Below are 14,396 nucleotides of genomic sequence, written 5' to 3'. Positions count from 1 at the left end.
CAAAATAATTTAAACTATTTATAATGGTTTAGACAGGAGGTTTTATATGCCCGCAAGTTATACACATCAACACTTTGGAAATCAAGTTTTAAGCAGGCTTGATCATCCTAAAATTGTTGAAATCATCAACAACAATCGAAATTATTACAATATTGGTCTTCAAGGTCCCGATATTTTGTTTTTTTATCATCCTTTAAAAAATAATTATGTAAATGAATTGGGAAATCGTCTTCATCAAGAAATTGCTCGCGATTTTTTTGAAAAAGCTAAAGAACAGCTTAAAGAAACTAATAGTGAAGCCGCTTTAGCTTATATCTTCGGTTTCATTAATCATTTTATTCTTGATAGTGAATGTCATGGTTTTATTGATACTGTCATGGAGAATAAAGAAATTTCTCATTATGCCATTGAACGGGATTTAGATCAGCGTTTTATGATTATTAATAATGATAAGTTCAATTATTGTAGTGCTAAATATCTTATCGCTAATAAAGATACAGCTACTATAATTGCTCCATTTTTTAAATTAAAACCTGATACAATTTTAACTTCTCTAAAATCATTTCGACGATTTAATCAATTATTTGCTTGTCAAAGCAATATTAAAAGAACCATAATCTTAACAGGAATGAAATTAGTTAATGCTAAGAGTTATTTAGGAATGGTAATGCAAGCAAGACCTGAACCTTTAATTAAAGACGATATTGACATCCTGGTTAATATATTCAATCAGTCAATTAATACTGCAACAAAGGAGATAATTGGTTATTATGAAAGTTACTTAAATAATACTAGAATATCTAACCGATTCGATTTTAATTATGAATAAACTAACTAAATTAGAAAAATACTGGATTTTATATGATGTTGGAAATTCGGCTTTTGTCCTTTTAGTTTCCACTATTATTCCTATTTATTTTAAAAATCTGGCTTCTAGTGCTGGGATTTCTTTAAGTGATTCAACAGCATACTATAGCTATGCGATTTCTATTTCGACACTAATAGTAGCTTTAGCTGGTCCAACACTTGGTAGTATTGGTGATCAAAAAAATCTTCGTAAACCAATATTTACCTTTTTTATGCTAATGGGGGTTTTATGTTTAGTTGCTATGGCTGTTCCTCTTGGCTGGATTGCTTTTCTAGTACTCTTTATTATCGCTAAAACTGGATTATCTACTAGCTTAGTATTTTATGATTCAATGCTAGTTGATATTACAACTAGTAATCGAGTTGATGAAGTTTCTTCACATGGTTATGCCTGGGGATATATTGGCAGCTGTATTCCTTTTACTATTAGTTTATTATTAATTTTAGGAGCTAATTCAATTGGATTAACAACTGTACAAGCTACTGCAATTGCATTTATTATTAATGCTTTATGGTGGCTTTTAGCAACAATTCCTTTATTAAAAAATTATCGCCAAGTAAATTATTCGACTAAAAAAGAACCTGTATTAGGTAATCTTAAAAGGGTTTTGACGAATATTAAAAATGATAAAAAAGTTTTATTTTTCTTAATTGCTTTTTTCTTTTATATTGATGGTGTTTATACGATTATTGAAATGGCAACTTCATATGGTAAAGATGTTGGAATTAACGATAGCAGTTTATTATTAGCTTTATTAATGACTCAAGTAGTAGCTTTCCCATTTTCTTTGATATTTGGTAAGCTAGCTAAAAAATATTCAGTTAAATCTTTAATTTTAACTTGTATTACTGGTTATTTCTTTATCGCTGTATTTGCTTTATGGTTAGATACAGCTTGGAAATTCTGGGTTTTAGCTGTTTTTGTAGCTGTATTCCAAGGAGCAATTCAAGCATTATCTAGATCATATTTTACTCAGATAATTCCTACTAATCAGGCTAGTGAATATTTCGGAGTATTTGACATATTTGGTAAAGGAGCTTCTTTTATGGGAACTTTACTAATGGGAATTGTTACTCAATTGACTGATAGTTCAAAATATGGTGTAATCGTTATTGCTTTTATGTTTGTTATTGGTGGAATTATTTTTAAAAATAAATGTAGTGATTAAAAGTGTATTGCGATTAAATCTTTAAAATTTGACTAATTTTAAAGATTTAATTCATTTAATACACTTTTTTAATCAAATCTTAACATTCTTCACTTTTCATTGATATTTACTTTTGTTTTTAACTTTGATAGAATATAGATTATATAATTATATAAAAAAGGAGTGTATTATTTTATGGATTCAGGCCCCGAGTCGATTTCATTTCAAATTGTTTTAATTGTTATTTTAACGTTAGTTAATGCATATTTTGCAGCAAGTGAGATGGCAATTGTTTCTGTCAACAAAACTAAAATAAAAAATTTAAGTGAAGCTGGAAATAAAAAAGCCAAATTAGTTGAAAAGTTATTAGAGGAACCAACTAACTTTTTATCTACTATTCAAGTAGCTATTACATTAGCTGGATTTTTTAACTCTGCTAGTGCTGCAACAGGAATTTCAGTTACCTTTGCAAGCTTTTTAAAAAGTTTATCTGTTCCTTATGCTGATACGATTGCTGTTGTATTAATTACCATTTTAATTTCATTTATTACATTGATTTTTGGTGAGTTGGTACCTAAAAGAATCGCTTTGCAAAAAGCAGAATGGTTTTCAATGTTTTGTGCTAAACCAGTTTTAATTATTAGTAAAATAGCAGCACCATTTATTAAGATCTTATCTTGGTCAACAAAATTTGTCTTGATGATTTTTGGTATGAAGGATGAAAATGCTGAAGATACCATATCTCGTGAAGAATTTCGTTCTTTGGTAAAAAGTGGTCAAGAAAGTGGTGTCTTTGATGAAAATGAAAGTGATATGATTTCTAATATTTTTGAATTTGATGAAAGTTTAGCATTAAATATCATGACCCCAAGAACAGAGGTCTACTGTATTGATATTGAAGATCCTTTAAGTAAAAATATTGAACAGATGATGACAATGCGATATACTCGAATTCCAATATATGAAAAGTCAATCGATAATATTATTGGTATTTTGAATATGAAAGATTTTGTTATTGAAGCTCGCAAAGTTGGATTTGATAATGTAGATATTAGTAAGCTTTTAAGAAAACCATATTTTGTTTTAGAATCAAAAAATACTGATGATTTATTAAAAGAACTACAGGAAGATCATCAACATATTGCTATTTTAGTTGATGAATATGGTGGTTTTTCAGGAATTGTAACAGTTGAAGATTTAATTGAAGAAATTGTTGGTGAAATTGAGGATGAATATGATCCTGATGATGAACCAAAATTACAAAAAATCGATGATCACAATTACATAGTTGATGGTAATTATATAATTGATGATTTGATTGATGAATTAGATCTAAATTTAAATATAGATGATATTAATCATGATACAGTAAGTGGTTTTATTCTTGAGTTATTAGGAGAAATACCTGAGGATAATCAAGAACGAAGTGTTACAATCAATAACCTTATTTTTAAAATCACTGGTATCAAGGCTAATCGAGTAACAAAAATTAAATTGACTATAAAAGAAGAACCAAAAGCTAATTTAGAAGATTAGCTCTGGTTCTTTTTTATTCCTTACTTTCTTTTGTTTCATTAATTACAACACGATGTGGATATGGAATATCAATACCTTCTTTATCAAAACGTTCTTTGATTCTTAAACGTAAATCAGACATTAATTGGAATCCATCTGAATTATCTTTAGATAATAATGTTGCTCTTAATTGAATCCCACTTTCATTAAAATTAATACAATGTACTTTAACAATTGGTTCATTTTGTTCTTTTTGTAATTCATTTCGACCATCAACACATAATGGGTGCTTATCGCCTTCTTCTTGAATTATGGCAATAGCTCTTTGTAAATCACTTTCATAAGATATTTCAATTAATAAATAATTAGCTTTTTGTGTCTTTACATTAGATACATTTTCAATAATTGCTTTATTCATAATAGAATTAGGAATAATAACCTGTGTTTTTTCTAATGTTTCCACAATACTATGACGCATTGAAATATCAATAACTGTTCCTGTTACAGTATATTCACGAACATTAACAAAATCACCAATCTTATATGGTTTATAAGTTAAAATCATAAAACCATTAATTATATTACTTGCTGCTTCTTGTGAGGCAAGCCCAATAACAACTGCGATAATTCCCCCACTAGCTAACAATGCTTTCATGATTGATTGCATTGCACTTAATTCACTTAAAATAACAATCAATACTAAAGAAATTAAAACAATTTTCTTGATTCGCATTGGAAATACGATTTTAATTGGATCATCTATTTTTTTCTTTATAATCTTATTAATTAATTTATTTAATATTAAAGCAATAATTATAACAATAACAATGCTTATCAAACTGTTTATAAGACCATGTTCAAATAATGAATCAATCCTTTGATATATTTCATCTAAACCTGCCATCTATTCACCCACTTACTTTTTTCCAAAATAATTACCAATTACAAACAAACATATTCCTTGAATAGCACCAACAATTGCAACCATTAATAAAACATAGCTAATTATAAAAAGGACATTACTGCCTGTATTAAAAGCATTAATAATCAAAAATAATACAAATGAAATTGCTGCTACTATTCCCGAATATTTTGCTATATTTAAAAATTTAAACTCTAAAATCTTATTTTTATCCATTCTACTTACCTATACAAAAGCGTTTAAATAATTCATCTAATAAATCTTCTTTTGCTTTCTCTCCCAATATTTCTTTTAAATTATTCCAACATTCATACAAATCAGTAACTATTAAATCTGTTGGTACACTTAATTTCATTGCATCAACTGCTTGATTTAATGACTGACTAGCACGTTGCAATAACATCGTTTGTCTAGCATTAGTTAAAATATAATCATTATTATCAATAATCTTACCTAGTTCAAACATTGTTTTAATTTCAGCTACTAAATCACCAATTTGATTATCTTTAGCACTTATTTTTACTCCTTGTAGATCAACTTTGATACCTTGATCAATTTTATTGATTACAATAATCCTTGTAGCATCTTTTGTAAGTTCTAATAACTGTTTATCTTCATCGCTTAATTCCTGACTACCATCAATTACTAATAAAACCAAATCAGCCTGATGAACTAATTCCTTTGATTTTTCAACCCCAATGCTTTCAATAATATCATCAGTTTCTCTAATACCAGCAGTATCAATCATATTCAAAACAATACCATCTATACTAATACTTCCTTCAACGATATCTCTTGTCGTTCCAGCAATATCAGTAACAATTGCTTTATCTTCATCCAATAAAGCATTTAATAAACTACTTTTTCCAACATTAGGTCGACCAATAATAACAGTCTTAATTCCTTCTTTAATTAACTTAATATTCTTTGAATTTTCTAAGATTTCATTCATTTTAGCTAATAAATCACTACTTCTAGGTAATAAAGAAGAAGCCGTCAATTCTTCAACATCATCATATTCAGGATAATCAATATTTACTTCAATTTGCGTAATTATTTGAATCAAATCCTCTTTTAATGTTTCAATAAAATTACTAATATTTCCAGTGATTCCCTTTAACGCTAAATCAGTAGCATAACTATTTTTAGCTGTAATAATGTCACTAATAGCTTCAGCTTGTGATAAATCAATTCGCCCATTTAAAAAAGCACGTTTACTAAATTCACCACGTTCTGCCATTCTAGCACCATTTTTTATACATACTTCTAATACCTTAGAAGTAATATAAACACCACCATGACAGTTAATCTCTACCATTTCTTCACCAGTGAAAGTTCTTTTACCACGATAGATATTAACCAAAACCTCATCTATTTTCTTTCCTTCATCTATAATAAAACCATAATTAATTGTATGACTTGGTTTTTCTAAAATTTTTCCTGTGAAAAACTTTTGTACAAAAGCAATACAATCAGGTCCACTTACTCTAATTATTGAAATAGCAGCTTCCAATCTACTAGTTGCAATTGCTACAATAATATCATCATTCACATTATCACCTTCCTTTATCCTTTGTATTTTATCATAAATTATTATTAATTAATATACCCAATCAATGTTATAATAATTATATAAATTAACTATTGGAGGAGGTTAATATGAATTTAGGAATTATTGGAAGTGGCATGATCGTTCAAGATTTTCTCACTATCGCAGATTTAATTGATGATATGAAATTAGAAGCCATTTTAGGTCGAAAAGAATCTATAGAAAAAATAAATTTCTTAGCTAATAAATATAATATCAACAAAACATATTATGATTATGATGAATTATTAAATGATGATAATATTGATACCGTATATATTGCAGTACCTAATCATCTTCATTTTGAATTTACAAAAAAAGCACTAAATCACAAAAAACATGTTATTTGTGAAAAACCATTTACATCTAATTTAGATGAACTAAAAGAACTAATAACACTATCAAAACAAAATAACTGTTTACTATTTGAAGCAATTACTAATCAATACTTACCTGCATACAAAAAAATAAAAAAACAATTACCATCAATTGGTAAAATAAGTATTGTTTCATGTAACTTCTCTCAATATTCTTCACGTTATGATGACTTTAAAAAAGGAATAATTTTACCAGCATTTGATGTAAACAAATCAGGCGGAGCTTTAATGGATTTAAATGTTTATAATATTCATTTTGTAGTTGGATTATTTGGTAAACCAGAACACGTTCATTATTATGCCAATATTGAACATGACATTGATACTTCTGGAGTTTTATGTCTAAACTATCCAAATTTTGAAGCAGTATGCATTGCTGCTAAAGATTGTAGTGCTCCTATTTCAACAACTATTCAAGGTGACAAGGGCTGTATAAAAATTGATGGTCCTGTAAGTGTACTAAGTGATGTGCAAATTTTAAAAAATACTGAAAATAGCGAACGGATTGATACTGGTAATTATCATCGTTTATATAGCGAGTTTAAAGCATTTACAACTTATATTGATAATCTTGATTTCAAGGCTTGTAATAAAATGTTAGAACATTCATATATTGTAATGGATGTACTTACTCAAGCTCGTAAAAGCGCTAATATTGTCTTTGGTGTAGAAAAGAATAATTAATAAAAAATATAGATATAGATTTTATTCGATTCTTGCTTAAAAATAAGAGATTTCTTTCTTTACCGGAAAACAGGGTAATTTAAGAAATCTCTTTTTGATATTTGCCACAAATTAATAAAAACTCAATAAACATAAAATTTAATAAAAAATTTTATTGTTTGTATGTATTTTTATTTTCCAAATAACCATTTATAAATCAAATCCCATAAATTATATGTAGTCATTATTATTTTCCTCCTTTTACGAGGAAAATAATAATGATTAAATCAATGTTTTTTTGATTAGTGTATTTATTATATTTAAATTGTATTTATCTTAAAACTCAAGGATATTTAATAAGACAATTTGATTTATTAAACAATTGTCTTCTACTTTATATTCATTTTTACCATTATATTTAGCTACAATTTCATCTATTTTCTGTAAACCAATACCATGATTTTCTGCATCATTTTTGGAACTTTTTCTTTCTTGAATATATTCAATTTCTTTGATGTCATCAATTGGATTTGATATTTTTATTAGAAGATTATTTTTAATGTTAACTACATTTAAGATGATATATCGATTATTGGAAAGTTTTAAGTTGGCTTCTATTGCATTAATAACTAAATTATAAAATAATGAACAAATATCCATATTATCAATATTTATAACACTATTTACATTATATGAAAAATCAAAATTTATCTGATTATCTTTAAAAGTCTGATCAAAAGAATTTAATATACTTGAAATATAAAGATTATTAGTGCTATATACATCAACCGTACTAATCTTTTCAAAAATATTTTCTAAGTATATTTTTGCATCATCATGTTCATTATTCTCTAATAGTTTATAGAGTACATGGTAATGTGCTTTAATATCATGTCTAAAATTTCTTAACCCAGCATAGTTATCTATTAATTTTTGATAATATTCTTCTTGTAATTTTAACGTTTCATCTTTAAGAATACTTTCTAAATAATATTTATCTTTTTCATTTTTATTTTTAATGAAAATATTAATTGAAATAGTTGAAACAACAATATTTACACAAGCAATAATTGTTATTAATATATTAATTTTTAAATTAATCATATTTTTATATACTATTACAATATATAGTGGAAAAAACGTTGCACTAAATCCAAATACAATATTCATATAAATATATGCAGATATGTTATTAAAATTGAAATTTATATTCTTTTTGCTCTTTATAATATTAATAATTAGTGTTATGACAGAAATAACAAAAAATTTGAATATATTTGAAATGAATACTTCAGAATAATCAATTTTATTAATGTTATACTTAGAAAATAAGCTTATAAATTGTTCCATAACAGTTTCAATGAACATTACTATTGCTACTACTTTTATATTATTAAATATATTATTATCCCTATAAATTATAAAAAGATATAGAAAACATATTACTACATTTAATTCTATCCAAATATCTACAATATGTTCAAATAAGACTAGATAAACTAGTATGATTATTATTGATAAAGCTAATATTTCTTTTAACTTTTTATTTTTATCATATTCTAAATCAAATAAAGCATCTGCTACTAATAAATATTTAATGATATCAATAAATTGTTTTATTAATAGTATTAGCCAATTAGTCATATGAAATATTCTCCATTAAATAATGATGATAAGTTTTCATGACATCGCTTCTTTTCCCGTGTGATATACTTACATTTACATCGTTATCTAAAATAATAATGCGTTGATCTATATTCTTTATGTAGCGCATATTTACTAAATATGATTTATGAGTTCTAATAAAATTAGGATTAGAAATTCTAGTTGCAAAATCACTTAAAGTCATCCGATAAATATCATAATCATTTTCATAATGAATATTGATATATGGACCATCTGCTCTTACATAATAAACTTTATATAAATTTATTATATTATTATTTATAACAACAGTTCTATTTTCTAGTAATTCTTTATAAATTTTTGTTAATGGAATTTCTAATTTGTCAATTTTACTTTTATTTATATAACCATAAACATTTCTACCAAATGAATCTTCCATATACTCATCATAGTTAGTTAAAAAGATAATTCTTGATTGATTATTTCGGTTATAAAAAATATCTTTAACATTTACTCCTGAAATATTTCCCATTTTTATATCTAAAATAATTAAATCAAAGACTTTCTTACTATTTAATAATTCTTCACCACTATAAAATACATGATAAATAAATTTATTATTTCTTTTCCAAGAACATTTTTCTAAATAATCAATTATCTCTTTAACATATTCTTTTTCATCATCACATATTGCAATATTTACTTCCATTAACCTTCACCTTTCTTTAAAATACACTGATTTAATCAACTAAATTTTGATTAGCACAAAATAATTAATATATAAAATTATTAACAAATTTTATAAGAAGAACGATATTTTGTCTACTATTGTAAATCAGATATTTAAATATGTACACAATATGTGTAAAAACATAATATTGACGTAAAAAAATAAACACATGTTAATTCATGTGTTTATATCAATAATAATGAAACTATTAATGGAATTGTAAAGACACTTACTAGTGTTGTAATAAAAATGCTTTTAGCTGCTAATTCAACATCCCCACCATATTGTTTAGCGAACAAAACTGCACTATTTCCAACTGGCATTGCAATATTAATTAATGTAATTCCTTGAATTAATGGATCAGAAATAAAATATGCAATGATTGGGAATACAACGATTGGTAATACTACTTGTTTTACTACTGTAAAATAATATAATCTTAGTTCTGTAAATAAATCCTTAATTTTTATATTAGCAAGAGTAGCTCCAATAATCATCATTGCTAGTGGAGTAGTCATATCACCAACCATCTCACAACAATTTGCAAGTACATCAGGAACTGGTATTTCTAAAAAATAAATAAAGATGGCAATCACAGATGAAATTACTCCTGGTGATAATAGATTTTTAGGATTTAATTTCATTTTAACGTCATTTCCATAGTTGATTAAAATAACGCCTAATGTAAATACCTCCAGATTAAATAAAATATTAAATAGTGCTGTATAAAAAACCGCATCATTTCCAAATAAAGCCTTCATAATTGGAAATCCCATAAATCCTATATTAGAAAAGATTGTCATGAACATATAAAGTCCTTGTTGTGGCAAGGGAATCCGCATTATTTTTACAAGAATAAAGCTTATTACTGGTAATAATAAATAAACAGCAGTTGCAACACCTAATGTATAAATAACCATACTTTTATCAGTAATTGTTGTAAAACAAACTGAAGAAAATATCATTGCTGGTGTTGTTATAGAAATAACAATATAATTTAATTTACTATTTAATTCATCATTTAATATGTTCTTTTTTTGCATAAAATAACCAAGTCCAATTATTAAAAACAATTGAATCATTTGGTTAATAACGACCATAATATCCATTAAAATCCCCCATTCTTAACAGATATTATAACATAGTCATCTTATATTTAATAAATCTTTACTAAAAATGAAACTAAAAAGCAGCTAAAAGCTGCTTTTAATTACATTCTTGATTTTTTCTAGTGATTGTTCTTCTAATAACATTTTAAAAATAAGATCATAAACTTCTGTTTCTAAATCATTTAAAATACTACTGTCTTCATTTGGGTATCTCGATTTAAATAATTGGTTAGTTAGATTTCTCTTTTCTTCTTTTTTTCCAAGCTCTTTTCCAATTTCTATCCCTTCATCTTTACCAAGCTCAATTCCTTCTTCTTTACCGATTTCTATTCCCTCTTCTTTGCCACGCAAATAATTAGCTTTCATTTCACTATTTTTGGCTTGAATGTTTAATTCCCGATTATATGCTGCCAGCCTTAATTCTTCATCCTGATTGAATCTTTCCATCTTATCTTTCATTATCCCGATCACCTTCATCTTCTCTAGCCCCATTATATCATCTGTTATTCCATTTGCAAAGATATAGAGCGCCAGCTCCAGTTCGTTGAACTTATCTAATCCCTTATATTCTTCAATTACATTGATGTATGGTAATTGGACATAGACTCTCGTCGTTAGATTGTTCTTTTCCAGTTTTCCTTTTTCATTTCGGCTTTGATATGTATCATATAGGGTTAGATTATCACTATCAACATCATTGATAAAGATTATCTGATAGACTGGATTGATGTTTTGATAACGGTCTCCCTTTTTTTCCTGCTGGCTTAGTAGTTTTGCTCCATATAACTGAAAACGATGGCGCTGGGTTGGTGAAAAGATTGAATTTTGCATTTCAATATCAATCTGTTTACCTGAGGCTACGGTTACTCTAATATCTAAGATCATATCTTTATCTTCAACATGGTTACGGCTTAAATCGGGATTTAATACTTTAATATCATGACAGTCGATCTTTAAAATACCTTCAATAAACAGTTTTAATAAATAAAGAGAGTCATGATCTTGATCATTAGCTAATGAATATTTAAAAAGAACATCACTTTTAAAATCATAAATCTTCTTACCAGTTTCTTTCATAAAAAACCTCCTTTGTTATTTATATACATTTACAAAAGCGGGTTTTTCTTTTATTAATTTAATTAAAATTTTGGACAATAAAAGAAGTGCCATTATTAACTGACACTTCTTTTATTATTTAAATTTATTTTCATAAAAGTCAATTTTATAATTTATCATATCCATATGTTTATTTAATTCTTGTTGCTGCAACAATAATATTTCTTTTTGTTTTTTTAATATTTGATAACGCTGATCTAGTGTTTTATCCCCTTGTTTACATAAATCAATATAGTTGCGGATATAAGCTATTGTCATTCCCGTATTTCGCATACACATAATCATATCAAGCCATTTTAAATCATCATCATTATAAACTCGCTGATTACTTGTATTTTTCTTTATTGGTGGTAATAATCGTTCTTTTTCATAATATCTTAATGTTGAAGCATTTAAATTATATTTTTTACAAACCTGATTAATTGTATATTCCATTTTCATCTTCCTTTATCTCATTAATCATCTTTTTAATTTGATTGATTAAACAGCAGCATTCATATTGTTTATTTTGTAATAAATCATAATGAAATAATAATATATCCAATAGACTCATATCACTATCTATCAAATCTAAAATATCACTATCACTATAACCTAATGATATTAAGGTTTTAGTTAAAGAAATAATTGCTTGATCATGATAATCAAAATTATACAATGACTTAATAATCTTATTTTCATATAATACATCCAATAAATCTTGTCTTACTGTTATATCCATATCCTGATCCTCCTACTTTAAGCATACAACTTAAACCTAACTGCAAGGCAAGTGTTTTTTTATATTTAAAAGACCAATATTATTAAAAACATAATATTGGTCAAACACATGTACTTAAAAGTATTTTATTTTACATAAGATATTACCATGTGACGGTTTTTACCTTCACCATGACTTTCAGTTTTAACATGATTAAATTTAGCTAATTCTTGATGCATTACTTTTCTTTCATCAGCAGGCATTGGGTCTAATTTAATATCTGTTTTGGTACGTTGAACTTGTTTACCAAATCTTCTTGCCATTGAAGCAACTTTTTTATAACGATCTTCTTTATATCCGTTAATATCAATACTAATTTCATAACGCTTTTTATATGTATTACTAACAGCATTTTTTACAATAAAATTAATAGCTCTTAAAATAACACCAGCTTTTCCAATTAAAATTGAATTGTTGCTTGTATTAATATTACAATAAATACGACCATCTTGTAGATATGAAACTGTTTCAATTTCAAATCCCATATCACTGATAAAACGACGAATATAACTTTCGATAAACTCTTGAATCATTGGTATAGTGTAACATTCAATTGTTGCTTTTTTTATAAATAAAGTTTTTGTTTCACTAATTACTTCATAGTTTAATTCATCAATTGTAACGCCTAGTTCTTCACATGCGTTATTTACAGCATCTTGAACAGTTTTGGCAGTATACTGTTTTTTCACTTATATCACCTACTTTTTCTTATTTAAGAAATTAGTTGTTGTTGCTTCAACTTCCTTTTTTGCTTTTTCAACATGGAAGAATTGAATATATACAGTTCTAACGATTGTAATTACGTTAGTTGTAATCCAGTATAATGACATTGCAGCAGGCATAGTTGCTGATAAATAAATAATGAAAATTGTCATTATGTTATTCATGGTATTCATTGACTTCATTTGATTTGAAGGTCGATATTTTGGTGAACGTCTTGCCATGATTTGGTTGATTTGCATTGCAAAGAATTGTGTTACAGCAACCAAAATTAATAAAACAATATAAGGAATATCTAAGCTAAAGATATGTTCAATTGGACGAGCACCTAAATTTACACCAAAAACAATTGTATCATATAAGATTTCAATTCTTTGTACAGCGTGCCACATTGCAAACATAATTGGTAATGTTAAAAATGTTGCAAGAGAACCAAACATACTTACGTTATTTTTCTTATAAAGATTTTGAATCTCTGCAGATTGACGCATTTGTGATGCTTGATCTTTACGTCCACGATATTTACGCTGAATTTTTTCTAATTCTGGTTGTAATAATTGCATTTTTTGTGTTGATACAGTCGACTTAATCATAATTGGTAATGTAATTAAGTTTACGATGATTGTAACACCAATTACCCCAAAGGCAACGTTTCCAACATATTCGTTAATGAACAGGATCCCTTTTGCTAGAGGAATTACAAATAAAAAGTCAAACCACCCGGCAGATAATGTCCAAGGTGTTGAAGTTGTAATCGCTCTTGACTCAATTAAATTTCCATTACTATCAAGATTTTGAGTACATCCTGTCAAGATAGCAACAAAGAAAACTAAACAAAATATTTTTAGAATCTTTTTAGTTTTGTTATCTAACACCATTTATTTTTCCATCCTTTTTAATATTTTTTTATATAGATATTGTAGCTCATTTAAATTAGAATTAAAATCTAATTTTAAATATTTATCTCTAATAATGACGATATAATCATAACTTTTTTCAAAATCAATCGTCTGTTGCACCATCATCCTTACTTGCCGCTTTATTTTATTACGTACTACCGCTTTTCCTAATTTTTTGCTTACTGATATCCCAACTCTTGCGTGTGGATAATCACTTTTTCGGTAATAAATAATGAAAGAACGATTAGCTAAACTTTGTTTTTCTTTTATTATGAGGCTAAAATCCTCATTTTTTTTTACTCGATATTCTTTTTTCATAACTTTTTAGAAAAAAAACCCACCGTAAAGTGGATTTT

General features: G+C 26.4%; 16 protein-coding genes. 4 read left to right on the top strand and 12 right to left on the bottom strand.

Annotation, left to right across the window (positions count from 1 at the left end):
- The first annotated feature begins 46 nt into the window (after positions 1–46).
- The 3 genes from ABGT36_RS13980 to ABGT36_RS13970 all read left to right on the top strand — a co-directional run bounded on the left by ABGT36_RS13980 (position 47) and on the right by ABGT36_RS13970 (position 3,551).
- Positions 47–829, top strand: a complete 783-nt coding sequence (locus ABGT36_RS13980) for a zinc dependent phospholipase C family protein (RefSeq protein ID WP_346678549.1) — start codon at positions 47–49, stop codon at positions 827–829.
- A complete protein-coding gene (locus tag ABGT36_RS13975) occupies positions 822–2,036 on the top strand; it encodes an MFS transporter (protein WP_346678548.1) in 1,215 nt (404 codons plus the stop codon). The genes ABGT36_RS13980 and ABGT36_RS13975 overlap by 8 nt, the downstream gene beginning before the upstream one ends.
- A gap of 174 nt (positions 2,037–2,210) precedes the next feature.
- On the top strand, positions 2,211–3,551 hold the full coding sequence (locus ABGT36_RS13970; RefSeq protein WP_346678546.1) for a hemolysin family protein: 1,341 nt from the start codon (positions 2,211–2,213) through the stop codon (positions 3,549–3,551).
- A 13-nt stretch (positions 3,552–3,564) separates the two neighbouring features.
- Here ABGT36_RS13970 and ABGT36_RS13965 read toward each other — a convergent pair whose 3' ends face one another.
- Genes ABGT36_RS13965 through mnmE form a run of 3 tightly spaced genes read right to left on the bottom strand, consistent with a single transcriptional unit; the run spans position 3,565 to position 6,004 of the window.
- Entirely contained in the window at positions 3,565–4,434 is an 870-nt protein-coding gene (locus ABGT36_RS13965; RefSeq protein WP_346678544.1) for a mechanosensitive ion channel family protein, read from the bottom strand.
- Positions 4,435–4,446: 12 nt separating this feature from the next.
- A complete protein-coding gene (locus ABGT36_RS13960) occupies positions 4,447–4,668 on the bottom strand; it encodes a hypothetical protein (protein ID WP_087301837.1) in 222 nt (73 codons plus the stop codon).
- A 1-nt stretch (position 4,669) separates the two neighbouring features.
- Complete coding sequence (mnmE, locus tag ABGT36_RS13955; RefSeq protein ID WP_308698653.1) at positions 4,670–6,004, bottom strand: tRNA uridine-5-carboxymethylaminomethyl(34) synthesis GTPase MnmE; 1,335 nt, start codon at positions 6,002–6,004, stop codon at positions 4,670–4,672.
- A 107-nt stretch (positions 6,005–6,111) separates the two neighbouring features.
- Between mnmE and ABGT36_RS13950 the strand changes: the two genes are divergently transcribed.
- Entirely contained in the window at positions 6,112–7,101 is a 990-nt protein-coding gene (locus ABGT36_RS13950; protein WP_346678542.1) for a Gfo/Idh/MocA family oxidoreductase, read from the top strand.
- A 315-nt stretch (positions 7,102–7,416) separates the two neighbouring features.
- Here ABGT36_RS13950 and ABGT36_RS13945 read toward each other — a convergent pair whose 3' ends face one another.
- From ABGT36_RS13945 to rnpA, 9 genes are all read right to left on the bottom strand, one after another.
- Entirely contained in the window at positions 7,417–8,724 is a 1,308-nt protein-coding gene (locus ABGT36_RS13945) for a GHKL domain-containing protein (protein ID WP_346678540.1), read from the bottom strand.
- A complete protein-coding gene (locus tag ABGT36_RS13940; protein ID WP_346678539.1) occupies positions 8,717–9,415 on the bottom strand; it encodes a LytTR family DNA-binding domain-containing protein in 699 nt (232 codons plus the stop codon). The genes ABGT36_RS13945 and ABGT36_RS13940 overlap by 8 nt, the downstream gene beginning before the upstream one ends.
- A gap of 206 nt (positions 9,416–9,621) precedes the next feature.
- Positions 9,622–10,545 carry an AEC family transporter gene (locus tag ABGT36_RS13935; RefSeq protein WP_346678537.1) on the bottom strand — a complete coding sequence of 308 codons (924 nt, stop codon included), beginning with the start codon at positions 10,543–10,545 and terminating at the stop codon, positions 9,622–9,624.
- An 84-nt stretch (positions 10,546–10,629) separates the two neighbouring features.
- Entirely contained in the window at positions 10,630–11,622 is a 993-nt protein-coding gene (locus ABGT36_RS13930; protein WP_346678536.1) for a PD-(D/E)XK nuclease family transposase, read from the bottom strand.
- Positions 11,623–11,736: 114 nt separating this feature from the next.
- Positions 11,737–12,096: a MerR family transcriptional regulator gene (locus tag ABGT36_RS13925; protein WP_346678534.1), complete on the bottom strand. Its 360-nt coding sequence runs from the start codon at positions 12,094–12,096 to the stop codon at positions 11,737–11,739.
- Positions 12,080–12,382 carry a hypothetical protein gene (locus ABGT36_RS13920; RefSeq protein WP_087301917.1) on the bottom strand — a complete coding sequence of 101 codons (303 nt, stop codon included), beginning with the start codon at positions 12,380–12,382 and terminating at the stop codon, positions 12,080–12,082. Before ABGT36_RS13920 ends, ABGT36_RS13925 begins: the two co-directional genes overlap by 17 nt.
- A 125-nt stretch (positions 12,383–12,507) precedes the next feature.
- A complete protein-coding gene (jag, locus tag ABGT36_RS13915) occupies positions 12,508–13,110 on the bottom strand; it encodes an RNA-binding cell elongation regulator Jag/EloR (protein WP_087301920.1) in 603 nt (200 codons plus the stop codon).
- A gap of 9 nt (positions 13,111–13,119) precedes the next feature.
- The gene (gene yidC / locus ABGT36_RS13910) at positions 13,120–14,019 is read right to left on the bottom strand and encodes a membrane protein insertase YidC (RefSeq protein ID WP_087301922.1); all 900 of its coding nucleotides are present in this window, start codon (positions 14,017–14,019) and stop codon (positions 13,120–13,122) included.
- Positions 14,020–14,358 (bottom strand): ribonuclease P protein component, encoded by a 339-nt coding sequence (rnpA, locus tag ABGT36_RS13905; RefSeq protein WP_346678531.1) that lies wholly within the window; start codon positions 14,356–14,358, stop codon positions 14,020–14,022.
- Between the last annotated feature and the right edge of the window lie 38 nt (positions 14,359–14,396).

The sequence above is a fragment of the Erysipelatoclostridium sp. An173 genome (assembly GCF_963931465.1).
Classification (GTDB): Bacteria; Bacillota_I; Bacilli_A; order Erysipelotrichales; family Coprobacillaceae; genus Thomasclavelia; species Thomasclavelia merdavium.
Note: the sequence above shows the minus strand (reverse complement) of the source record. Positions and strands in the feature narration are given on the sequence as shown.

What these genes read in the sequence shown, in the direction of transcription:
- ABGT36_RS13980 (WP_346678549.1), top strand. Translation starts at nt 47, where the DNA reads ATGCCCGCAAGTTATACACATCAACACTTTGGAAATCAAGTTTTAAGC.
- ABGT36_RS13975 (WP_346678548.1), top strand. Translation starts at nt 822, where the DNA reads ATGAATAAACTAACTAAATTAGAAAAATACTGGATTTTATATGATGTT.
- ABGT36_RS13970 (WP_346678546.1), top strand. Translation starts at nt 2,211, where the DNA reads ATGGATTCAGGCCCCGAGTCGATTTCATTTCAAATTGTTTTAATTGTT.
- ABGT36_RS13965 (WP_346678544.1), bottom strand. Translation starts at nt 4,434, where the DNA reads ATGGCAGGTTTAGATGAAATATATCAAAGGATTGATTCATTATTTGAA.
- ABGT36_RS13960 (WP_087301837.1), bottom strand. Translation starts at nt 4,668, where the DNA reads ATGGATAAAAATAAGATTTTAGAGTTTAAATTTTTAAATATAGCAAAA.
- ABGT36_RS13950 (WP_346678542.1), top strand. Translation starts at nt 6,112, where the DNA reads ATGAATTTAGGAATTATTGGAAGTGGCATGATCGTTCAAGATTTTCTC.
- ABGT36_RS13945 (WP_346678540.1), bottom strand. Translation starts at nt 8,724, where the DNA reads ATGACTAATTGGCTAATACTATTAATAAAACAATTTATTGATATCATT.
- ABGT36_RS13940 (WP_346678539.1), bottom strand. Translation starts at nt 9,415, where the DNA reads ATGGAAGTAAATATTGCAATATGTGATGATGAAAAAGAATATGTTAAA.
- ABGT36_RS13935 (WP_346678537.1), bottom strand. Translation starts at nt 10,545, where the DNA reads ATGGATATTATGGTCGTTATTAACCAAATGATTCAATTGTTTTTAATA.
- ABGT36_RS13930 (WP_346678536.1), bottom strand. Translation starts at nt 11,622, where the DNA reads ATGAAAGAAACTGGTAAGAAGATTTATGATTTTAAAAGTGATGTTCTT.
- ABGT36_RS13925 (WP_346678534.1), bottom strand. Translation starts at nt 12,096, where the DNA reads ATGGAATATACAATTAATCAGGTTTGTAAAAAATATAATTTAAATGCT.
- ABGT36_RS13920 (WP_087301917.1), bottom strand. Translation starts at nt 12,382, where the DNA reads ATGGATATAACAGTAAGACAAGATTTATTGGATGTATTATATGAAAAT.
- yidC (WP_087301922.1), bottom strand. Translation starts at nt 14,019, where the DNA reads ATGGTGTTAGATAACAAAACTAAAAAGATTCTAAAAATATTTTGTTTA.
- rnpA (WP_346678531.1), bottom strand. Translation starts at nt 14,358, where the DNA reads ATGAAAAAAGAATATCGAGTAAAAAAAAATGAGGATTTTAGCCTCATA.